The following is a 21141-nucleotide window of genomic DNA, read 5'->3' as shown; positions in this document are numbered from 1 at the left end:
TTCCCGCACCCAAAAGCAAAAAACTGAATTGTACAATTCGAGCCGTGAAACGTACGAAACGTACGATTCGTTTAGGTAACGAACCGGCCATATCAGATGCCCCCGCTGACGATCAGATCAAATACCCGATCCGACAAACGGGTTAATGTGCCGAAGATGAATGGAAGTGTTAACGCCAAGACGCCAAAAATCGCGATGATCTTTGGAACAAAGGTCAGCGTCATTTCTTGAATTTGCGTAAGTGCCTGAATAAACGAAATAATTAGGCCTACGCCTAATGCGACGGCCAAAACCGGCGCGCAGGCGATGAGGATTGTATCAATCGTCAGCCGCAAAATGTCATATGCGCTTGCGGTGTCCAACCCCGTGTTCCTTCCTGGGAATTACAGCTGCGATCCTTAGATCGGCATCCGCATAATTTCTTGATATGCCTCAACAATTTTGTCGCGCACGGCAACGGAAACCCGCACAGTGCTTTCCATGGTCATGGTCGCTTCGACCACTTGTTGGATGCCCGCCCGCCCCGTTAACCCTTGCGTCGCAACTTCGTCGCCTTGGCGCACGTTATGCACCGATTGTGCGGCAGCATCGCGCAGCATGTCTCCGAAATTTTGTTTCTTTTCAGAGTCTTGGGTAGAGGTCGCATCGTTAAGGTTTTGCGCCTTGCCATAGGCGCCCTGAACAATCGCATTTGGGCGGATCGAAGAGAAGTCACTCATAATTCAGCCCTATTCCATCAAATCTATCAAACGGTTACGCATGGATCGCGCATTTTCGAGCATCGACATATTGGCCTCATAGGACCGGGATGCTTCCCGCATATTGCTCATCTCAATCAAAGGGTTCACGTTCGGTAGCTTAACGAAACCGGCCTCATCCGCGGCCGGATGATGTGGCTCATACCGCACTGTGAAATCCGACATATCGCGGGAAATGTCCGCGACTTCGACTTTGGAATTACCCGTCCCATCGTCCAGCAACTCGCTGAAAGAAATAAGCTTTCTACGATACGGTTCGCCACCGGGTTCATTCGCTGTAGAGCCAGCATTCGCGACGTTCTCTGACACGACGCGCATCCGCTCGCCCTGTGCCCGTAAACCACTCGAGGCGATTGCGGCGATAGAGGTTAATGAATCCATGTGTCCCTCCGTTTATTAACCGCTGACTGCACGGATCATATCGTGCGCCTTGCGGTAAAGGTTGGCGGCAACACGATATTGCCCTGCAGTTTCAGTGGCTTGAAGCAATTGTTCTTCGAGCGAAACGTTGTTCCCCGAAAGATCTTCGCCCCAAACGGTCTCAGCTTCAAAAATCGCAACATCCGGGGATTCTCCAACCCCATCCGCAATTCTCAAATATTCATCAAACCCCTCAACCTCCCGCGCCCGATACCCCGCCGTGTCCGCGTTCGCGATATTCTCGGACACAACTTTTTGCCGGTCCGAGAGCCATTTTAGACGGTGTGACGCAAGTTCAAATAGATTGGGTGCATCCAAATTCATCATGGACTCCTGCTGCTTATTATGGATTATAGCAAGTATAGCAAAGATTAACAGAGGATTTATTCTTGTGTCCAAGATTTTTTTGGAGTTGAAAAACAAGATCGCCTCGCTGGAATGCACATCCATCTGCGGGCGGGTTCAATCCATTGTCGGCATGTCACTTACCGTAGCCGGGCTGCAACGTGCTGTAGGCATCGGACAGCGCTGCATGGTTAACGGGTCACGCGGCCCCATTTTGGCAGAAGTCGTAGGCGCAAACCATGACGGCTTACGACTGCTACCATTTGGCACTTGGGACGGAGTGGCCGTCGGTGACCCCGTAGAATTGATACAGCACGAACAGGGGATTTGCCCAGACGACAGCTGGATCGGAACAGTCGTTGATGGCCTAGGAAAACCACTGTCTCTAGCCCCGAACTTTAAGCGAGGTCGCAATCGCTCAACAGGGCGCAACGGCCCCCCACCGGCATTTGGCCGTCGACGTGTCGGTCAGAAATTACAGACGCAAATCAAATGCATAGATGTTTTCACACCCCTCTGCCAAGGCCAGCGCATGGGCGTTTTCGCAGGATCCGGCGTTGGTAAATCTACTCTCATGGCTATGCTTGCTCGCAACACAAATGCCGACGTTATTGTCATCGGATTAGTTGGCGAACGTGGTCGCGAGGTTCAGGAATTCATACAGGAAGACCTCGGCCCAGAAGGCATGGCCAGGTCTGTCGTGGTCGTTGCTACAGGTGATGAAGCCCCCTTGTTGCGCAAGCAAGCAGCCCTAACTGCAACTACTGTTGCTGAACATTTCCGCTCAACAGGTCGACAGGTATTACTACTACTCGACAGTGTGACCCGTTTCGCCATGGCTCAGCGTGAAATTGGCTTGTCCAGTGGCGAGCCACCAACCACCAAAGGATACCCGCCAACGGTTTTCTCGGAACTCCCCCACTTACTCGAGCGCGCAGGTCCGGGACGAGAGGGCGAAGGCGACATCACCGCAATTTACACCGTCCTCGTGGATGGAGACGACATGAACGAACCGATAGCCGATGCAATCCGCGGCATCGTAGACGGCCATCTGGTTTTGGATCGCAACATTGCCGAGAAAAATCGCTATCCGGCAATCAATATTCAACGCTCGATCTCACGCATGCTGCCCGCGTGTCATTCAGATGAAGAATACAAAATCATGCATGAAGCACGGAAATCACTGGCAAAGTTCGCAGATATGGAAGATCTGATCCGCGTTGGTGCCTACAAGCCCGGAACCGATCCTGAAATTGACGCGGCGGCCCAGTTTCACAAGGTGGCAGATACCTTCCTTGCACAAAGAAAGTCCGAAAAACTGCCATCAGATCAAAGCTTTGCGGAATTATTTCGGATGCTATTAGAAGCAGGAATAGATGTTCCCATTGACCTTGGTGTAGCCAGTTAACCAATTAGTCGGCCACCACAAGGCAGCCGACCAAACTCCATCAAAGGAGAATTTACTTAGATCAATCGTTACGGAAAGCCTTTGAAGGAGCTTTCGCGCTAAGTCATTATCGGAACAGCGACAGAATATTCTGCGGCGCTTGGTTCGCGATAGACAATGACTGTGTTGCCAACTGCTGCTGAACCTGAAGCGCTTGCAGCCGTGCTGCTTCTTCTTCCATATCCGCGTCAACCATCGCAGATACACCTTGGTCTAGCGTATCTGTAAGTGCACCTAGAAATTCCTGCTGACCTTCAAGCGTTTTCTCAGCAACACCCATAGATGTGGCCGCCGAAATCGCTGCGCCTAGTTGGCCTTCTGCAGACGCTAGGTCTGCTGCGAGATCGGTAGAAGTTGTCAGGTCAATTGCACCAAGGGCGGTTTCAATTGCACCCAAATCAACAGAGTCGAAGGAAATTGTCGTTGCTGCAAATGTACCACCTGAACGAGTTACACCAGACACGACAGTTTGCGTTGCCGCAGCGCCAGACACCAGATCATCGCCATTAAACGTCGATTGTGAAATCGCGGCACCGATTTGAGACACCAGTGAATCCAACTCGGACTGAACATCAGCTAGATCAACACCGCTACCCTGTGCGAATGCAACGCGCTCAGAGAAATCAGACGCCAAATCTTTAACTGTCTCAGCACCTAGACGCGCCGTGGAGACAGAGTTTTTAGTAGATGTGAGGCCCTCATTGATGGCGCTCAGCATGCCGCTGTCACCCTTCATCGTTTCAGAAATTGCGAAGAAGGCGGCATTGTCTTTACCAGAGCTGACTTGCAGACCTGTAGACACACGGCTTTGAGTTTCGTTAAGACCCTTGTTCACGTTTTGAAGGGTCTGAAGGGCGTTCATTGCAGAACTATTTGTGAGAATGGACGACATTTAATGCTCTCCTCATTTTCTCGAGTTTTGTTCAATCTTCTGACTGAAGTCGGTTTTGTTAACCTGCAGTTAAGGTACAGGCCTCGAGGTTAAAGCCCAGTTTACGCAAATTGTTCATTTAATGGCAAATATGACCAGAATATGGCAGCTGCGGTGTAACTGATAAATTTCTAGATTTAGCCATTTAATTTCAAAAACTTAAATGAGCACTAGGCGCCTAAATCACGCCATATTACCCGTCAAACATCGCCAAAAAAGCGATGCAAAAATACAAGAAAGCAAAAAACCGGCCACCTTTCGGCAGCCGGCTTATCTCCAAAAATGGAGAATTTAAGAGAATCAATCGTTTCGGAAAGCCCTGTAAAGAACCAACCCCTTAACCGATTAACGGAATAGCGACATGATGTTCTGCGGCGCTTGGTTCGCAATAGATAGCGATTGTGTCGCCAACTGCTGCTGAACCTGATACGCTTGCAAACGCGCCGCTTCTTCTTCCATATCTGCATCGACCATCGCAGAAACACCGGTGTCCAGTGTGTCCGTTAGCGCGCTCAAGAATTCTTGCTGCCCTTCGAGAGTTTTCTCAGTGACGCCCAAAGACGTTGCTGCGGAAATCGCATTACCTAACTGTGTTTCAGATGTTTGTAAGTCAGTGGTGGTAACACCGCCAGAAATATCAATCGCATCAAGAGCAGCATGAATTGCACGAAGATCAACTTCGTCAAACGAAACGGTTGTCACTTCAAAATCCGAAGCAGTCGCTGAACGCGTAATACCAGTTACAGCTGTCTGAGTGGCCGTACCTTCGACGAGGTTTTCACCATTAAATGTGGCTTGAGTAATTGCGGCGTCGATACGATCAACGAAACCGTCCAATTCTGCTTGGACTTCTGTTAGATCAATACCGCCACCTTGCGCAAAAGCAACACGTTCTGAGAATTGGTTAGCCAGGTCCTTCACCGTTTCAGCACCCAAGCGTGCAGTTGAAACTGAGTTCTTGGTGGATGTGAGACCTTCGTTAATGGCCTTCAGCATGCCGCTGTCGCCCTTCATCGTTTCAGAAATCGCGAAGTAAGCGGCGTTGTCTTTACCAGAGCTAATTTGCAAGCCCGTGGAAACGCGGTCTTGTGTTTGGTTCAAACCCTTGTTGACCATGTTCAAGGTCTGAAGGGCGTTCATTGCGGAGTGGTTTGTGAGAATGGACGACATTTAATGTTCTCCTCATATCTCGGGTTATAAAATCAGTCTTCTGACTGAACTTGGTTTATTACCAATACTGACAATATAGGAATCACGATTAAAGCGCGGTTTACGAATTTGGCATTTTTGTGGCCAAATCCTAAAACTCCCGATCAATTGTCATTTTCGGAGCATTTGGATCAGAAATCTTTTGCCCGGATTTTCCATAAAGCCCGTTTAAACTATGCCTTTGTGTAGCCTTTTCGATTTCACGAGCAACGGTTCCTGCTGCGGTGGCCATTCTCGATAAAAGCGATGAATTTTCTTCAACAGCGGATTTAAATTCATCCAACCGGTCCGGAAGCTTGCGTGCCAACGCAGCATCTTTGCGAATAAATGGCTCAACCAAAGGCATCTTCAACTCTAACCATTTTAGGATATTCGATTTATCCTCAAATAGGTCACTGACAATATTTAAGTTGCCCTCATTTATTGCGTTGATTTCCTTTCGCAGCAAATCAATCGCTTCAGAAATTTTGCCAGTGAAATCGTCGATGTTTTGAATGTCTCGCTCGGTAGGCTCACCTACTCCGCCTTTTTTCTGACGTTCACCTAGTCTGAATTGACGCGCTGCAATCATTGTTAAGCCTCCTTCAGACTCTTAAGGCCGCTTATAAGCTGAAATCACCTGACCAATATTCGCAGCCAAACCCAAGCCGCCCCGATCAACCAAACCCTGGGACAATGCATCTGACATGAAAGAACGCCACATCTCACCATCTTTGCCGCCTGTGGACACACCAACATCAACAGTCTTCATCATCTCATCAACGAATTGGGCTAGGAACACTGCTTCGAATTCTTTTGCAGATTCCAGTTCTTTTTCACTTAATGCTTGCGACTGCTGATGCACTTTGGCCTGCGACAGCGTGGACATTCCGGTAATTTCAACCATTAGATAATCTCCAAGTCCGCATGCAGTGCACCAGAGGACTTAATAGCCTGCAATATTGAAATGGTTTGCCGCGCGCCAACCCCAATCGCATTCAGGCCGTCGACCAAATCCTGCAGACTGACATCGCCTTCTAGGATCGTGAACTTGCTATCTTTCTCTTCGACATCCAATTCGGTGTCCGGGATGACAACAGTTGTTCCGCCAATCGAAATAGGCTCCGGCTGACTAACATTAAACCGTTCACGCACTTTGACTGTTAGGCCACCCTGGCTGATGGCAACTTGGCCAATCCGCACGTTTGACCCAATTACAATTGTACCTGATTTCTCATCTACAACAACACGTGCGACGGAGTCGGGAGTAACGGTTAGGTTTTCAATAACAGAAACAAACTCTGCAACATTCGCCTTATTTTCGACCTGTACTTCCACAGTGCCAGGATCCAAGACGTTAGCGTATTGCGCACCCAGTTCCATATTGACCACATCACGCATACGCGTGGCTGTCGTAAAGTCGGGGGTCCGCAAGGCTATCCGAAAACTATTAAGCTCGCTCAAACTAAAGCCAACTTCGCGCTCGACAATGGCGCCATTGTCGATGCGTGCCATTGTTGGCACTCCCTCGGTAATCGTTGCTGCGTTGCCTTCGGCCCTGAAACCTGAAACGGCAATGGCCCCTTGAGCAACTGCATAAACTTCGCCATCCGCACCAGACAACGGGGTCACCAAAAGCGTACCCCCGCGCAAACTGGATGCATCACCTAACGAAGAAACAGTGACATCAATTGGCGCTCCTCGGCGTGCAAACGGTGGTAATTTGGACGTTACCATGACGGCCGCAGTGTTTTTGGTTTTCAGCAGGTTCGCATCAATGTTGGCAACACCCAAGCGTTCCAGCATCCCGCGCATGGATTCACGGGTAAACGGGCTATTAGACAGCTTATCGCCCGTTCCACTTAAGCCAACAACAAGCCCATAACCGATCAGATGGTTCTCGCGCACACCTTCAAAGCTCGCAATATCCTTGATCCGCACCTCTGCTGCCGCAGACACGGCGAAGGAGAGCATTCCAACCACCATTAGAATGCGCCCTAACCCTGCGTACAGGCGTTTGGGAAATTTTTGGTACTGCTCCATAGGATCTTTCCTCTATGCCCACCCAAAGATTAACAATTTATTCTTGTCTCGTCTATATTAACCCGCACTTAAACTTGAATTATCTTTCTTTAACCTTGCTTTAATTAAAAATTAATCTTGGTTATTTTTCCTTTTATTGTTGAATAGATTTTTTATCCTTGCTAGCGATAATGAATAACATAAATAAAGTGGAGCTGCGGTCGCCATGCGTACCTATGTTTTTGAACCACGTGAAAAGCGTCGGGCATCCCTCGCGTCAGAGTTAGAAAATGTCGGCTTACAGCCACTTTTTGTCGGCGAGGAATTTTTTGAAACTGGGCTTGCGCCATTGACGCAGCCCGGATGTGAACATCGAGCGATCCTAATTGGAGAGTCGCCCAACACACACAAACAAATCCGCGCCATCCGCACCTCTGGATGTGACAATCCGTTGATTGTATTGCGAGATTTTCGAAACTCAGCCGATACGGCAGCCGCTCTTGATCGGGGTGCGGATGACGTTATCGTTAGTCCAATCAAAGGCTCCGAAGTCTTTGCGCGCATAAATTCAATCGTTCGCCGCTCTCATGGCCACGCGTCCGAGAGCGTGATCGTGGGTGAAGTCACGGCGTATTTTGATGGTCGCGATCCATTGGTTTCTGGCGCACGGATCAAGCTCAGCAAGCGTGAGCATTCGATCTTTCAGCACCTTGCTTTGAATTCGAACAAGGTGATTTCAAAGAACGCCATCTATGATGCGGTCTATGGAATGAGCGCGGATCAGCCTTTTGACAAAGTGATTGATGTCTACATCTGCAAACTACGTAAAAAGATTGCTGCCGCAGCCGAAAGTGGCGCGCAGTACATCGAGACTATTCATGGCCGCGGCTATAAACTGAGCACGCCCGAAACAATTGACGTTCCACTTGAAAACCTTGCTCAAATCGCACCGGTTGAGGCGCGCGCCTAGCGCGCCCTAACCAGTTACCTCAACCAATTCAGTATTGAGAGACCAGAAAGTCGGCCTGAAACGCTATAACTCGCCTGGAGTTGCGTTTCGAGGGCCGACATTTTTGTTGCGACCTCATAAGGGTCTATGTTTTCGTAGGTCGCAATCTGAGTACGCTGGATTACCGAAAGGGCCTCTAGTCGGGTTTTGGCCTTTTCCACAACCTGTTGGTTAAAACCTATCTGCGCTGCATCATCCAATGTGCTCTGGACACCATTAGCAAGAGCACTTGTCGCCTCATCCATCCAAGCACCATACGCGTCTTCATCGGTCATGGTTGATAGGTCAACAGACACAACCATCGCCAACCCCTTGATGATATCACGAATGCCTTCGTCATTCCCCTGAACGCCATAAGGCAGCACTTGCCCCACATCCAAGCGACCAGAAATACGCTCGCTAGGTTGGCCGAGACCATCTAATTCAGGTGTCCCCTGGTAGAATGTCGATTCAAAATTGTAGTTGGGGTTACCAGTATGCTGCGAGCTAAACGCCAAATCCAACTCGGCAATCATACTAAGGGCAGTGGCTTGATCGGTCGGACCTGTACCGACGATTGCATTCATAACCCCTTCTGGAGACAAACCCGTGGTTGCATTTACAGCGTCCCATCGGTTCATCGGAGGGCTATCGCTCGCTATCCCTGCAAAAAGATGTTCACCGTTATAGTTTACATTCAACGTTGCAAGAACAGTCTCTAAAGCGGCGCGTGCTTGTGACTGCATTGCGTCAGCACTTGTCGTCGGCTTGGACTTGTTCAGGATAACTGTTTCAAGCACGTCTTGAACGGAATCTCTGATCGTTTCCACAGAAGCCAAAGTCGCCTCTAGCTTGTTTTCCAGAACATTATTGGACCACAGATAGGATTGCGTGCTTTCTTCGCGTGCGCGCATCGTGATCGCGACACCGGCCCGCGGCCCCAGATCACCGAAAATATCTGCACGACGCCCAGTCGATAACTCCTGCCCCGCACGTTGCAATTCAAGCGAGGCCTCAGACACACCGCTGCGCAGGAAATAGTTCATCTGATAGGTCGACATTCTTGTCGCTAGCCAGGTCATATAAGACCCTCCCTATACCGCTGCTAATAATGTATCGAGCATTTCGGCGACCGCAGTTAGCATCTTAGAATTCGCCGCGAAACTCTGCTCGATCATCATTAAGTTTTGCATTTCTTCGTCAATATTCACGCCTTCGACATTCTGTCGTGACGCTTGGATAACTTCAGCTGCAGAACGCGCCGCATTAAAGTTCTTTTCTGCGCGAGAGGTGGCAGTGCCCTGTGCGGTCACGACCTCTGCACCGTAGTCAGCGAGCGTGACGTTACTATTGATACCGGTCCCGGCAGCCGCACCCATTGGTTCATTCAACGAGTCAATAAACGCCTGAATTTGCACAACGCTAGACGCCGCACCAGGAGCCGTTGCACCAAGACCATCACGCACCAACCAAGCAGACCCGCCAGAGCCAGCATGCACAGCCTCATTCACCCGCAAGCGCGAGGCCAAGCCCTCAAGATTAGCGGCATCATAAGCAAATCCATTGTCCGTAAAGAGGCCAGCCTGACCAGCTGTCAATGATGCATCTGCACCTTCAAAGGCTTCGATGATGCCGCGTGCATATTCATCCAGCTGCAATTGGAACTCGGGAATAATGTCACGCTTTAGACTAGAAAACCCAGCCAAACTCCCATGTTCGATACCGCGTACAGACGGATCATGCGCAGTGATTTCCTGCGTCCCGGCGAAAAGAGTTCCGTCACCTGCATTATAGGTGACATCTTGAACGCGGTCCCCCTCCAATAGTGCAGCACCACCAGTGGTAAAGACGTTAACCCAACCATCTGAGGTATTGGTCACGCGAATATCAACGATGCCAGAGACTTTATCCAAGGCCTGATCAACTTGGTCCTGATATGCTGCCGCCTCAAAACTTCCCGGCTCAAAGTCGCGCATTCGAAGGTTGTAATCGCGCAACGTATACAAAAGATCATTTAGATCAGAAACTTCGTATCGGATCTCCATATCAACATCGGCACGGATGCCCGCCAGCCTGTCACTTGCATCGCGAATAGAGGTCGCCATGTCCTCGGCGGCATAGATCACCCCCTGCTGCGCCGCAGTCGAGGATGGCATATTCACCAATGTTGTCATTGAGCTGTTAAACCCTGCAAATTTTTCTGCAGGAGACGTCCCATCGCCGGGCTGACCTAAGAACAATGTGTAATCGCGCAGGCCCTCATGAACAGCCTGTTGTTCGGCCATTTTGGCATTTTCGTTGCGCGACATGCGAATTAGAGCCGAATCCACCTCGCGGCGCACCTCGGCGACATAAACGCCACCCGTGCCCAATGATGAACTGACCAACACCGCATTCCTGCGCGCGTAGCCTTCGGTCATGGAATTGGCCACGTTGCCCGCTGTCACCCGAGACAAGCTCTGGTTCGCGTTCAATCCCGCTGCGGCGGTATAAAGGGCACCTGAAAGGCTCATTTGGAACGTCCGTTAGTCATTCCCGCTTATCGCTTCAGACGGGTTGTCTCATCCATCATTTCATCAACGGTGGTGATGACTTTTGCGTTGGTTGAAAAGGCTCGTTGGACTCGGATCAAATCGGTCATTTCTTCTGCAATATCAACATTCGAACCTTCTAGTGCATTCGAATTGATTGCCCCGGTAGAACCGCTGTTTGCCTGCAGCGCAAAGAAGGCACCAGTTTCACCAGACAAGCTATACGCGTTGCCCTTTTCTTCAAGCAAACCATTTGGGTTGTCTACAACCGCAACCGGGATTTCATACAATGGACGCCGAATGCCGTTGTCAAAAACCCCAAACAGCGTACCTGCTTCATCAATTTCTGTCCGGATTAACTCGCCAACACTGGAACCATCACGCTCAAAGGATTGAGAGAAGTCACCAGCAAACTGGGTTACACCGTTAAAAGAACCAGGTTCACCCAGATCAACCGTAATGGTTTGCGGAGTTGTGCCGTTATTTATGGTGATTGTTGCCTGTCCGGTTGCTGCATCAAAAGCAAACGCCGATGGAGCAACAGCAACGGATGTTGCACCAGAATACGTTGCTGGTGAACCAGCAAGTGAACCGGAGTCATTGAATTCCACGGTAACGGATCCAAGCGCCGTGCCCGTGTGGTCGTTTAATGTAACGGTCCACTCATTGGCGTTGGACGTGGGCTGCCAACTAAAGTCTAGGCGCTGGGTCTCACCCAAGCCCGTGAACATTTCAGATGAGGTTTGAAACGGCGCACCCGGCGTCGCTAGGCCGGTATCTTGTGACGGCAAGTTACCCACAACCGACATAGTTGTCGTTTGGGCGGCGGAAAGGCTAACGTTACCAACGTTAACTGTTTCCATGGAACCAAAGGAGCTACGATCAACGTTGCCGATCGATCCATTCGCATCATAAGGAAAACCCGATAGGAAGAAGCCTGCCGCATTTTTCAGGTTACCATCAGCATCGGGCAAAAAGGCCCCAGCGCGCGTTAGATGGTAATTTGTCTGCACAGTTTCATTCGGATTTACGGAAACCACAAAGAAACCATTCCCACTAACGGCCATATCTGTTGAAGAGTTTGTAGAGATCAAACCACCTGATCGGTTGATGTCCAATGTTTCGCGAGCTTCCACAGACAACACGCCAGAGCCGTTGCCCCCAGACGCCGTTGTTGTAACCATTTGCGCGAACCCGCGGCGATAGCCTACTGTGTTCGCGTTTGCGATGTTTTCTGAAATTCCCCCAACTGCCTGGGAGTTTGCCTTGAGTCCACTGACCCCGGTCTGCAATGCGCTGGAAATCGACATAACGGTAGCCTCAGTTCTTTTTTTGTTTTGTTGGTCTTACTAAAAGAATTACACGACGATCCTTTAAGGAGAGTTAAAGAATAGCCAAAACCCTACAAATACAGACAAATTTATCCTTGAGGACCATACTCACTAGCTAAATTGCCGGAATTATAGCCCAGAATTTGATAAATTCTCCAAGGATCGCTGCAAACTATTCATCCTTTTGTCTGCCGCGCCTCGCGTTAGTGGGAATACCTCGGCAGGTGTCGCAAGAATACTTTCAGCCACACGCTGCCAGCCTTCGGACTCTGTCAGCCCCGGAAAGGCATCAACAACCCGTTCTGCTGTTTCAGTATCCCCAGAGCGATGTGCTGCAATTAATAGATAGGTTGCATCGTCAACGTTAAAATTACCCGGATGCTCGGACCACAACCTATCAAAAAAGATCACCGCCTCTGACCAATCTTGCTTGTCCCATAGCGCACGCGCCACATTCCGTAAGTTATTCGCGGTTGGCATTTTGACATGCGTCCGCAGCAATCCATCGTGGTCACCGAGCTGCGCAAGAATGTCAGCTCGCAACAAATTAACCTTGTCCCGTTTCATCTGTTCTTCTGGCACGCTCAACGACATTAAGACATCTTTAGCCGCCATCAATTGCCCACCCGCCTCGAACGCTTGCGCCAACTTGTACCGCAAAAGGAACTCGCGCTCTTCATCTCGCTTACCAGGATAGTGAATGGACAAATCCCTTCGCAAATCCAACGCCCGTTGATATTCTTGGGTCGCCAGTGTCGTCCCGCCTTCCTTCAACAGAAAGTCGCCCATTCGCTCTACAAATTCCGGAAACTGTTCGTAATAACGAAAGGCTGGCACTAGCCTGTAATGCGTCGAAAGCCACTGAGACAATGCAATCTCACCCGAAGCGCCACTGTTATATACGGCCTCCAGATCAACGGAAGCCTGCGCCTCGGCCGCCGCAGCCGCCTCGCTACCCGGAAAGCGCAACATGACACGGCCGTGAATTTTTAGCGCTTCAATGCTGTCACGATTGGCCTGATAAACTTTAGCTAAAGCCTGCAAAGTTGCGACCTCTAAATAGTCGCCTTTCCAAGAATCCGCGCCGAACTCCAAAACATCTTTAGCCGCTAAAATTGCGCCGCGCCCGCCATCTTCTAACGCCATCTTCGCTAGCGCAAGGCGGGATCGGGCCGCATAACGATCCCATCCTTTAGACGCTGTGAAATAGGCAGCAAGGGCTGACGACTCGTTTCCCTGAACCTCTTGCGCTCGACCACGCAAATATGCGCCTGTCGAGCTTTCTGAAATATCGGGGAAATCCTCCATCAGGCGCAATGCCTGCGCTGCCATCTGATGCTCGCCAGTTTCGATCATCGCTTCGGTTAAAACAGGTAAGATAGTGCGTGCAACAGGCCGTGTTTGGTGCATCAACCCCAGCAAGCCTAGCTCCAGATTAACGGTGAGCATTTGCGCATCCGCGGAAGCAATCGCTTGAAGCGCAGCCCAAAATGCCCGATCCGCCCGGCCCGGTTCAGCCAATGGCGAATTGTCGAAGTCTTCAACGGCAGCGCCTTCTAGTAAGCTACGCGCATGTAATAACGCACTTAACCGGCGTTCTTGGTCGGGACCTACCGCCTCGATACTGTCAAGAACGGATCCAGCCTCATAGACCATCATTTGACCAAGATAGAGCTCTGCTGTGTCCATCAACACCGATACACTTTCGATACCATGCGACTGTGAAAGCGCATCAATGTGTGCCGTTAAGTTCTCGTAAAAACGTTCCTCAGGCCATCGACGCAGATCTAGATCAAACAGCTGACGCACACCTGTGCGCGGCGCGAGAATCTGCTCTGGTTTAGGTGTCGCGACAACCGGCGCCTCTGGCGCTGCCTCTTCAGCAGAAGAGGCAGCGAACAGCGCAGTCCCAGACACAGGGCCGGTCAGTGATAGAACAATCGCGAACGCAACTCTATTCATGTGGCCAAAACTATCCTTGGTAAGTCACAATTAAACCTTGTTTTAATCTTTATATTGATGGATAGTTCAACAAGCAACAACCAAGGTATTCCTAATATCCATCCGCTTTGTTCTTGTAACACACCGGAATATGTGAGGCTCTGAACATGGGAACAACAAATTACGTATCCCTTTCTTTAGCCACCGCGCTAGAGCGCAGCCTTGATTTGGCCGCTCACAATATGGCGAATGCTTCCACCGCAGGCTTCAAAACCAGCCATCCATTGTTAGAAGCTGTTGACCCCAAAAACTCAGGCGACAAAACGCAGGCCGTCAATTACGTCAAAGACAACGGAATCTACGTGGACACTTCGCAAGGTGCGATGGTTCCCACAGGAAACCCATTGGATGTGGCAGTGAATGGCTCCGCCTGGCTTGGGTATGAAACCCCCGGTGGCGATGTCGCCTACGGACGTGATGGTCGGCTCACAATCGATAACGAAGGTCGGCTAACAACTGTAAGTGGCTCACCCGTTGTGGACATCAGCGGTTCACCGATCACTGTTCCTCAAGAAGCTGGGCAATCCGTTACCATCGCAATCGACGGTACGATCACGGACCAAGATGGCGGCCAGATCGGTCGAATTGGCCTGTTTGAAATTGGCGATCCCTCTTCCATGAATGCATTGGGCAATGGGTTATTCTTGCCACCGGCTGGCGCCAATCCAGAACAGACCGAGACCAGTACGATCTCCCAAGGATATGTAGAACAAAGCAACGTAAAGCCGGTGGTCGAAATGATCCACCTAATGGACATTCAACGCGCCTACGAACGTGCGGTTAAACTCATGGATGACGAAAACAACCTTACGAAACAAGCGATTCAACGACTTGGTCGTGTGGTCTGACCTGTCCGAGCAGACAGAGAAATAAGGATGAGGCAATGAAGGCACTAGGCATCGCAGCAACTGGCATGTTGGCGCAACAAACGAATGTTGACGTCATCGCCAACAACATCGCCAACGCGAATACAACAGGTTTTAAAAGCGGCCGCGCCGCATTCCAAGATTTAATCTATCAATCCATGATTCAAGAAGGCGCACTCACGTCGGCCGAGGGTACCTCCCGCCCGGTTGGCCTAAACGTGGGACTGGGCGTTCAGGGGGCTGGTGTAACCCGCCTGAACACCCAGGGGGGCTTGATTCAAACGGAAAACCAAACCGATTTGGCGATCGAAGGGCGCGGGTATTTCGTTGTGAACCGCCCAGACGGCACGCTTGCCTATACACGCGCTGGCAATTTCAACCTGTCAGCCGAAGGCCAGATTGTGACATTGGATGGCTACGAAGTTGACCCCGGGATCACCGTTCCTGATGGCACCAGACAGCTAACAGTCAGCGCACAAGGCGTTGTTTCAGCCTTTGTAGACAATGAAAACGAGCCAACCGAGTTAGGCCAGCTGACAATGGCAACGTTCTTGAACGATGCAGGCATGAAGCCAATTGGGAATAACTTGTTAGAAGAAACCACCGCATCAGGCGAAGCCACAACAGTTACACCGGGCGACCCGGGTGTCGGCTTGATCCGTCAGGGCAGCTTGGAAAATTCCAACGTGAATATCATCCAGCAAATCACTGACCTTATTCAGGCCCAACGAGCCTATGAGATGAACTCGAAATCTATCGAAACTGCGGATCAGATGCTGCAAACCGCAAATCAGATTAAGTAACCCGTGATGCGAAAACATCTTAAATCCATTGCTTTAGCCGCCATCTGCAGCACTCTTTTAGGGTCGCCAGAATTGGCAGGCGCAGCCGAAGTCAAACAGCTGATCGCAGAGCGTACAGAGCAAGAGTATGGGCCAGCCATGCCGAACAATGGCGCCTTTTCCATTCGAATGGCTCAAGGCGCGCCAGCAGAGGCCGAGTACCTTCAAGAATTCTGGGTCGATAAGGACACTGGGCAGTTCATCGCAAACGTGGTCACTGCATTGGGTGAAATCCGTCGCGTACATGGATTGGCAATTTTGAATGTGCCTGTCCCCGTCGTGAACCGACGTATTCAACCCGAAGAAATCATCCGCCCTGAAGATATTGAAATGATCGAAATGCCTTGGGCACGGGTCCATTCCTTTGCAATCACGGATGTTGCCGACTTAAACGGCATGCAGGTACGGCGCATGCTATCCGCTGGTCGCCCCGTGCACAGGCAATCTGTGATCCCCCCGATTATCGTATCACGCGGGGAACGCGTGATGATTGAATTACAATACGGACCCCTTCAATTGACTGCACACGGCAAGGCCATCGGCGATGCCCACCTGGGTCAGGAAGTTAGGGTCATAAACCTTGCAAGTAATAAAACAATTCTTGCCATCGCGCGGGCTGATGGCATGGTGGAGGCTTTATTTTGACCCGGCAGGCAGATCACTCAAACCGCGCAAAGATGCGGACCGTTGGAACAATCGCTTTGATGGCATGCGTCGCCGTCGCGGGCTGTACACAAAAATACAAAGAACATCGCAATCCGCAGTTTTCTGAAATGGACCCACAGCTGGTGCCAGAAGTGAACCGCGTGAGCGTACCACTGCCGCCAAGCGAACCAAATCGCCGCCCCAAACGCGCCGAAGCGTCCAGCCTTTGGAGCAAAGGAACAAGCAGCTTCTTTGATGACCAGCGCGCGCAAGCCGTTGGCGACATTCTAACGGTCGTTATTAACATCAAAGATGACGCCCAGCTCAAAAATCAATCTGACCGCTCACGTTCCAGCTCACAGAATTTGGATGATCCTGGTTTCTTTGGCTACGGAGGCAAAATCGACAAGGTGCTTCCAGGTATCAGCGCCGCAGACCTGCCAACGGGCGGCAGCATTGTTGATCTTGGCAATACCTCCAGCTCGTCAGGCGCTGGTACAATCAAGCGAAATGAATCTATCAACTTGCGGGTCGCAGCATTGATTATCAAAGAATTGCCAAATGGCAATTTTGTCATCGCTGGACGCCAAGAAGTTAAGGTGAACCAGGAACTGCGTGAATTACGCGTCGCAGGCATCATTCGCCCCGAAGACATCAATACCGCAAACACCGTTCCCTACGACAAAATAGCAGAAGCGCGCATCGCCTATGGCGGCCGTGGTCAGCTAACCGTCGTGCAGCAGCCTCGGTATGGCGAAGACTTCCTTGATGTCATTCTCCCCTATTGATCAGGTGACATGAAAAAACTGCTCATCATACTGCTCGGGCCCATCATTTTGGGTCCGACTGGCTATTTTCTTGGCGGCATGATGGCACCTGAACCGACTCCTGCCGAACCTGCCCCAGTTGCGGCGCATGTGGTTAAAGAAGAAATTCTCTACAAAATGCCGCTTGGAAAATTCACGGTTCAGGTTCTGCAACCGCGAAGCATTTTGCACCTATTAATGGACGTGGATGTCTACATAGCAGGCGCCGCAAACTTTGAGCGCTTAAACGGTGCGGAGGGACGCAATCGCTTGCGTGACGCAACCGTAACAATCATCTCAGATATGGCCGAAACAACGCTCTGGCTCGAAAAAGGGGAAGAAGAGCATATCGACCAAACAAAGTTAGCCGAAGATATTGTACGCAAGCTCCATCAAAGCTTTTTATCCATTCGCACAGCCCGCATTAATGAATTCAACTACGCTCGCTCGCTACGAGAATTACCCTAACTTGCAGCCAAGACGGCTTCTGCAGCCACAGTCTCGTCCCCATTTAGCTTAAAGTAATTCTGCCCTTCAGTGAAAAGCACTTCCTGTACCTCTGCCTTACGATACGTATAAGCAGGAACAGGGCTGTCATTCGCATCTTTAGCAACTAAGGCGACGGTATACTTACCGTCCAGAACTGGGTTTCCAGCATCCGTCAGCCCATCCCATTCCAAATGTTGCAGCTCTGTATGGTCTGTCGAAAGCCCGCTAATTGTTCTAACCAAATTCCCATCAGGATCACGGATCTGCGCCGACAATGTCGCCGTACCTTCGTTCACCGAGTAATAGCTGTCCACTTCACCGTTATCGAGCGTCAGATTATCTGAGGAAACCGTAATTTCACGACCCAGCATTGCCGCGCCAGACACTGACAACAGCGAGCCCATTTGCGCACCCAAGGACTCTAGGTTTGAGTTAGACTTTACCGCCTGCTCAACCTGGCTCAATTGCGCCAATTGCGACACAAACTGTGTCGCGTCCATTGGTGCAAGTGGATCTTGATGTTGTACCTGTGCGGTCAGCAACGTCAAAAATCGAGTATAGTCCTCGCCCAATTGGGACAACGACGAACCACTGCCAGATTGTGCAGCTGCTGTATTGGATATTGGAGCCAAAGCCATCGTTGTTCCCCTAAGTCATCAGATCAAGTTGACCACCGCCAATTTTTGCGGTGTCACTCGCTACATCTGCACTATCTGCAATAGATTCACTGCCAGTCCCGCCACTAAATCCTTGGCCGCCCTGATCTTGCGATTGTTCATCTTTGTTGAATTCCTGAAATTCAAACGTACCCTGCCCCGCATCAGATACAGCTAGGGCCAATAAGTCTCGCTCTTCACGAAGACTGCTAAGAACGTGCGCATTCTCAGCCCGGACAACAACTGAAAGCGATCCATCGGAATTCGTCTTCATTTCAATTTCAACACTACCCAGACCACGGGGCGTTAGCTCAACCTTAGTCGTGCCTTCTTGAAAATCGGCAGCACGCACTTGGCTAACAACAGCCTGAGAAAATCGCGGCGTTTGACTTTCAGCCGCGCGCGCCGCTGACGTCGACTGTGTGGCTTCAACCGATTGAATTGCGTCACGCGCTGTAGCAGCAATATCTTGCGGAATAATGGGCAACAATTCTCTCGGCAGCTCTAAGATTTGACCCAAAGACGTCTCAACCGGCACTTTTGGTGCTGCACCGTTCTCCAACGCATTCCCGATCGCCGAAAAGACGGATTGCGCCGCCTCACTCAGCTTTGGTGTGGCCTGTCCGATAGCCTGTGTAGCCCATTGAGGCAAAATAAGCTCCTGACCCTGCGAGCTCATTGGCTTCACAACAGGTCCGGCACCTGACTGTTCAAGCACCGGAACCGTGGAAAACTCAGGCACGGCACCCAATATTTCGCCGGTAGCGGGCTTTTGCGGTGAATTTGCCGGTTTCTGTGTGGACACAACCGAATTTCCGGCGGCCATAAATTTCGTCGCAATATTCGCGACAGTTTCTGGCAGCGCCTTCACAACCGTATTGATTTCACTCTGTATCGCGGTGGCGATCTCAATCACGGCATGGGCCAAATTCTCGGGAGACAGCGGTTCGACATCTGTGATCTGCAAAATATTCGATGCTGAAAAATCAACAATCTTGGCTGCAACAGACTCTATATTACCCGATATCTGCTGGGCCATTGCATTCGGAACAGACTCTGTAAGACCTCCTAAGAAGGCTCCGTTCGTAGCTTCGCTCAGTTCACCAATAACGTCAGTAAGCTCAACCAAAGCTGGTGCAATATCATCAATCGTTACCGTCGCATCGCTTTCATCAGAAAGAAGCGTGGTTACTTTCTCGATAATTCTCTCTAATTTTCCAAGTAATTCAGGTAACTTACCTGTTAGCAACTGCCCCGGCTTAGCCACATCCACAGATAGGCCATCATTGCTCTGAGCTTGGTTCGTAACCAACATGGCAAATCCCATTGCGGCACTTCCCCCTGGCGATGCAATTGGTGCAGCGGTAGTGTCCGTGGCAGGGGCTGCGCCGAGCAAGGATAGAAGTGGATTGGCAGTAATATCCATTAGATTGCCCGAGCGCTTGAAACGCCGCGCGACAACAGCGCGAACTTTAAGCGCGACAATGCACGCCGCTCGATCTGGCGCATCCGATCACGTCCCAATCCCAATCTTTCAGCTAACGCTTCGATGGTTTCCGGAACCGTGCGCAGGTTTCGCGAAATAACAATTTCGCGCTCAATATCATTCAATTCTTGCAATGCCGCGACCATTTGGCGGCGCATTTCATCGGAATCCGATTTTGCAATCGCTTGTTCTTCGGGCGTCGGATCTTCGGACGTAAGAAATTCATCCAAATCGTCTTCGGAGATCGCTGTATTTGCTACCGGTGCATCAGAGTATTTTATGCTCGGCGGCATCGCGACCACATTTCTTAGCCGTGCATTTGCTGTGCGGACACTATTCATAACCCACCACTGCGCATATGTGGAAAATCGAACATCACGCGACAACTCAAAGCGATCTGCTGCTGTAATAAGGCCAATCAATCCTTCAGCCACTAAGTCTTCTTGATGTTCAAAGTTTGAATTCATGCGTCGCGCGCATGCGTGAACTTGTCGAGCATGAGAAGCGATCAAAACCTGCAAAGAGGTTCCGTCCCTCTTTTGCTGCCACTGTTCGATCAATGAGCGCTCCTGTTCACGTTCTAAAATCGGCGCCTTTAGCGCCGCTGAGTATGAAATAGTCATGTCCTGCCTCGCGAAATCTTTGTTTCGTCAAGAACAACAAAATCACAACCGCAAGGATCAGCAAAGACAAATATGATTAACGAAAGATTAAATCAACTCCGCGTGGCAGCTCCACCTCATAGCTCACTGAAGTCGAGAGGCCGCCAACGCTTGGCTTTCGCTAATTGCTGATAAAGAACCCGAAAGATCGACACCTTCTTTGTCCGATGTCACTTCCGCAACATTCAATTCAACAGATGAAGAGGCATCTTTCGCCATATCCAGAATGATCATGCCCAACATTTCGCCAAGCTTTTGTCCTGAATAATCCTTAACGTCTGAAAAGTCCTTTGGCTGAACAAGAATAAGCGCACCGAATGGCACCTCCAAAGACAACTCTTCGGACAAAATGTCACCCAGCGATACACCCGGCAAAACTTCTGAACTCTCAAGTAGCGCATATGGGCGGCTACCTTCCAGTCGAGAGGTCAACGTCACTACAGGCACATTCACGACCGAAGCCAACAAACCTTCTAACGGCGTAACCGCCGACACTTGTGCTTCTGAGATGTCCCCACCCCAAATCTGTTCAACAATATCCAACTGTCCCACTATATATTCCCCCAGGCCATATATATGTTTGTTAGAGTAGACTAGATCCTTTCCCGCCAAAGGAGAATTACCTCTTTGTAAAGATGAGTTAACTCTCCTCATAGTCGAGAAGAAGTGTCAAATTGACATTTTAAGCAGGTCTAAGTTGTACTTTTAAAAATACACTCGCCATTTT

24 protein-coding genes are annotated in these 21141 nt (G+C 50.3%); 7 read left to right on the top strand and 17 right to left on the bottom strand.

Features of this window, described 5'->3' with window-relative positions:
- Nucleotides 1-92: 92 nt before the first annotated feature.
- The 4 genes from fliQ to Q4544_RS13460 are packed head-to-tail and all read right to left on the bottom strand — an operon-like array spanning nt 93 to nt 1502.
- On the bottom strand, nt 93-362 hold the full coding sequence (gene fliQ, locus Q4544_RS13475) for a flagellar biosynthesis protein FliQ (protein WP_303507077.1): 270 nt from the start codon (nt 360-362) through the stop codon (nt 93-95).
- 36 nt (nt 363-398) lie between these two features.
- Nucleotides 399-719 (bottom strand): flagellar hook-basal body complex protein FliE, encoded by a 321-nt coding sequence (locus Q4544_RS13470; RefSeq protein WP_303507075.1) that lies wholly within the window; start codon nt 717-719, stop codon nt 399-401.
- A gap of 9 nt (nt 720-728) precedes the next feature.
- Nucleotides 729-1139, bottom strand: coding sequence for a flagellar basal body rod protein FlgC (gene flgC / locus Q4544_RS13465; RefSeq protein ID WP_303507074.1), 411 nt, complete (start codon nt 1137-1139; stop codon nt 729-731).
- Between the two features lie 15 nt (nt 1140-1154).
- Nucleotides 1155-1502, bottom strand: a complete 348-nt coding sequence (locus Q4544_RS13460; RefSeq protein ID WP_303507072.1) for a flagellar basal body protein — start codon at nt 1500-1502, stop codon at nt 1155-1157.
- A gap of 67 nt (nt 1503-1569) precedes the next feature.
- Here Q4544_RS13460 and Q4544_RS13455 point away from each other — a divergent pair, with 67 nt between their 5' ends.
- The gene (locus tag Q4544_RS13455; protein ID WP_303507070.1) at nt 1570-2931 is read left to right on the top strand and encodes a FliI/YscN family ATPase; all 1362 of its coding nucleotides are present in this window, start codon (nt 1570-1572) and stop codon (nt 2929-2931) included.
- Between the two features lie 106 nt (nt 2932-3037).
- Here the strand turns inward: Q4544_RS13455 and Q4544_RS13450 are convergent, their stop codons facing one another.
- The 5 genes from Q4544_RS13450 to Q4544_RS13430 all read right to left on the bottom strand — a co-directional run bounded on the left by Q4544_RS13450 (nt 3038) and on the right by Q4544_RS13430 (nt 7075).
- Nucleotides 3038-3862, bottom strand: coding sequence for a flagellin (locus Q4544_RS13450; RefSeq protein WP_303507068.1), 825 nt, complete (start codon nt 3860-3862; stop codon nt 3038-3040).
- A 384-nt stretch (nt 3863-4246) separates the two neighbouring features.
- On the bottom strand, nt 4247-5071 hold the full coding sequence (locus tag Q4544_RS13445; protein ID WP_303507067.1) for a flagellin: 825 nt from the start codon (nt 5069-5071) through the stop codon (nt 4247-4249).
- Nucleotides 5072-5201: 130 nt separating this feature from the next.
- Nucleotides 5202-5681 carry a flagellar biosynthesis protein FlgI gene (locus tag Q4544_RS13440; RefSeq protein WP_303507066.1) on the bottom strand — a complete coding sequence of 160 codons (480 nt, stop codon included), beginning with the start codon at nt 5679-5681 and terminating at the stop codon, nt 5202-5204.
- Nucleotides 5682-5702: 21 nt separating this feature from the next.
- Nucleotides 5703-5996: a hypothetical protein gene (locus Q4544_RS13435; RefSeq protein WP_303507065.1), complete on the bottom strand. Its 294-nt coding sequence runs from the start codon at nt 5994-5996 to the stop codon at nt 5703-5705.
- Nucleotides 5996-7075 (bottom strand): flagellar basal body P-ring protein FlgI, encoded by a 1080-nt coding sequence (locus Q4544_RS13430; RefSeq protein WP_407063048.1) that lies wholly within the window; start codon nt 7073-7075, stop codon nt 5996-5998. Before Q4544_RS13430 ends, Q4544_RS13435 begins: the two co-directional genes overlap by 1 nt.
- A gap of 262 nt (nt 7076-7337) precedes the next feature.
- On the opposite strand from Q4544_RS13430, the gene Q4544_RS13425 reads away from it, so the two are divergent.
- Entirely contained in the window at nt 7338-8081 is a 744-nt protein-coding gene (locus Q4544_RS13425; RefSeq protein WP_303507063.1) for a response regulator transcription factor, read from the top strand.
- Between the two features lie 14 nt (nt 8082-8095).
- Here Q4544_RS13425 and Q4544_RS13420 read toward each other — a convergent pair whose 3' ends face one another.
- The 4 genes from Q4544_RS13420 to Q4544_RS13405 all read right to left on the bottom strand — a co-directional run bounded on the left by Q4544_RS13420 (nt 8096) and on the right by Q4544_RS13405 (nt 13923).
- The gene (locus Q4544_RS13420; RefSeq protein ID WP_303507061.1) at nt 8096-9181 is read right to left on the bottom strand and encodes a flagellin; all 1086 of its coding nucleotides are present in this window, start codon (nt 9179-9181) and stop codon (nt 8096-8098) included.
- Nucleotides 9182-9193: 12 nt separating this feature from the next.
- The gene (gene flgK, locus Q4544_RS13415) at nt 9194-10612 is read right to left on the bottom strand and encodes a flagellar hook-associated protein FlgK (RefSeq protein WP_303507059.1); all 1419 of its coding nucleotides are present in this window, start codon (nt 10610-10612) and stop codon (nt 9194-9196) included.
- 26 nt (nt 10613-10638) lie between these two features.
- Entirely contained in the window at nt 10639-11940 is a 1302-nt protein-coding gene (locus Q4544_RS13410) for a flagellar hook protein FlgE (RefSeq protein WP_303507057.1), read from the bottom strand.
- 150 nt (nt 11941-12090) lie between these two features.
- The gene (locus Q4544_RS13405; RefSeq protein WP_303507056.1) at nt 12091-13923 is read right to left on the bottom strand and encodes a hypothetical protein; all 1833 of its coding nucleotides are present in this window, start codon (nt 13921-13923) and stop codon (nt 12091-12093) included.
- A gap of 146 nt (nt 13924-14069) precedes the next feature.
- On the opposite strand from Q4544_RS13405, the gene Q4544_RS13400 reads away from it, so the two are divergent.
- Genes Q4544_RS13400 through Q4544_RS13380 form a run of 5 tightly spaced genes read left to right on the top strand, consistent with a single transcriptional unit; the run spans nt 14070 to nt 17589 of the window.
- On the top strand, nt 14070-14810 hold the full coding sequence (locus Q4544_RS13400) for a flagellar hook-basal body complex protein (protein ID WP_303507053.1): 741 nt from the start codon (nt 14070-14072) through the stop codon (nt 14808-14810).
- Nucleotides 14811-14845: 35 nt separating this feature from the next.
- Nucleotides 14846-15631 carry a flagellar basal-body rod protein FlgG gene (gene flgG / locus Q4544_RS13395; RefSeq protein WP_303507051.1) on the top strand — a complete coding sequence of 262 codons (786 nt, stop codon included), beginning with the start codon at nt 14846-14848 and terminating at the stop codon, nt 15629-15631.
- Nucleotides 15632-15637: 6 nt separating this feature from the next.
- Entirely contained in the window at nt 15638-16315 is a 678-nt protein-coding gene (gene flgA, locus Q4544_RS13390; RefSeq protein WP_303507049.1) for a flagellar basal body P-ring formation chaperone FlgA, read from the top strand.
- Entirely contained in the window at nt 16312-17103 is a 792-nt protein-coding gene (flgH, locus tag Q4544_RS13385) for a flagellar basal body L-ring protein FlgH (RefSeq protein ID WP_303507047.1), read from the top strand. Before flgA ends, flgH begins: the two co-directional genes overlap by 4 nt.
- A 9-nt stretch (nt 17104-17112) precedes the next feature.
- A complete protein-coding gene (locus tag Q4544_RS13380) occupies nt 17113-17589 on the top strand; it encodes a flagellar biosynthesis protein FlgH (protein ID WP_303507045.1) in 477 nt (158 codons plus the stop codon).
- Here the strand turns inward: Q4544_RS13380 and Q4544_RS13375 are convergent.
- The 4 genes from Q4544_RS13375 to Q4544_RS13360 all read right to left on the bottom strand — a co-directional run bounded on the left by Q4544_RS13375 (nt 17586) and on the right by Q4544_RS13360 (nt 20966).
- Nucleotides 17586-18248, bottom strand: coding sequence for a flagellar hook assembly protein FlgD (locus tag Q4544_RS13375; protein ID WP_303507043.1), 663 nt, complete (start codon nt 18246-18248; stop codon nt 17586-17588). The two genes, Q4544_RS13380 and Q4544_RS13375, sit on opposite strands and share 4 nt — an antisense overlap.
- 10 nt (nt 18249-18258) lie before the next feature.
- Nucleotides 18259-19692 carry a flagellar hook-length control protein FliK gene (locus Q4544_RS13370; protein ID WP_303507041.1) on the bottom strand — a complete coding sequence of 478 codons (1434 nt, stop codon included), beginning with the start codon at nt 19690-19692 and terminating at the stop codon, nt 18259-18261.
- Complete coding sequence (locus tag Q4544_RS13365) at nt 19692-20375, bottom strand: sigma-70 family RNA polymerase sigma factor (RefSeq protein WP_303507040.1); 684 nt, start codon at nt 20373-20375, stop codon at nt 19692-19694. The genes Q4544_RS13370 and Q4544_RS13365 overlap by 1 nt, the downstream gene beginning before the upstream one ends.
- Nucleotides 20376-20498: 123 nt before the next feature.
- Nucleotides 20499-20966, bottom strand: coding sequence for a hypothetical protein (locus tag Q4544_RS13360; protein WP_303507038.1), 468 nt, complete (start codon nt 20964-20966; stop codon nt 20499-20501).
- Between the last annotated feature and the right edge of the window lie 175 nt (nt 20967-21141).

It is taken from the genome of Cognatishimia sp. 1_MG-2023, assembly GCF_030548175.1.
Lineage (GTDB): Bacteria > Pseudomonadota > Alphaproteobacteria > Rhodobacterales > Rhodobacteraceae > Cognatishimia.
The sequence above is the reverse complement of the archived record's forward strand: the minus strand, read 5'-3'. Positions and strand labels throughout refer to the sequence as shown.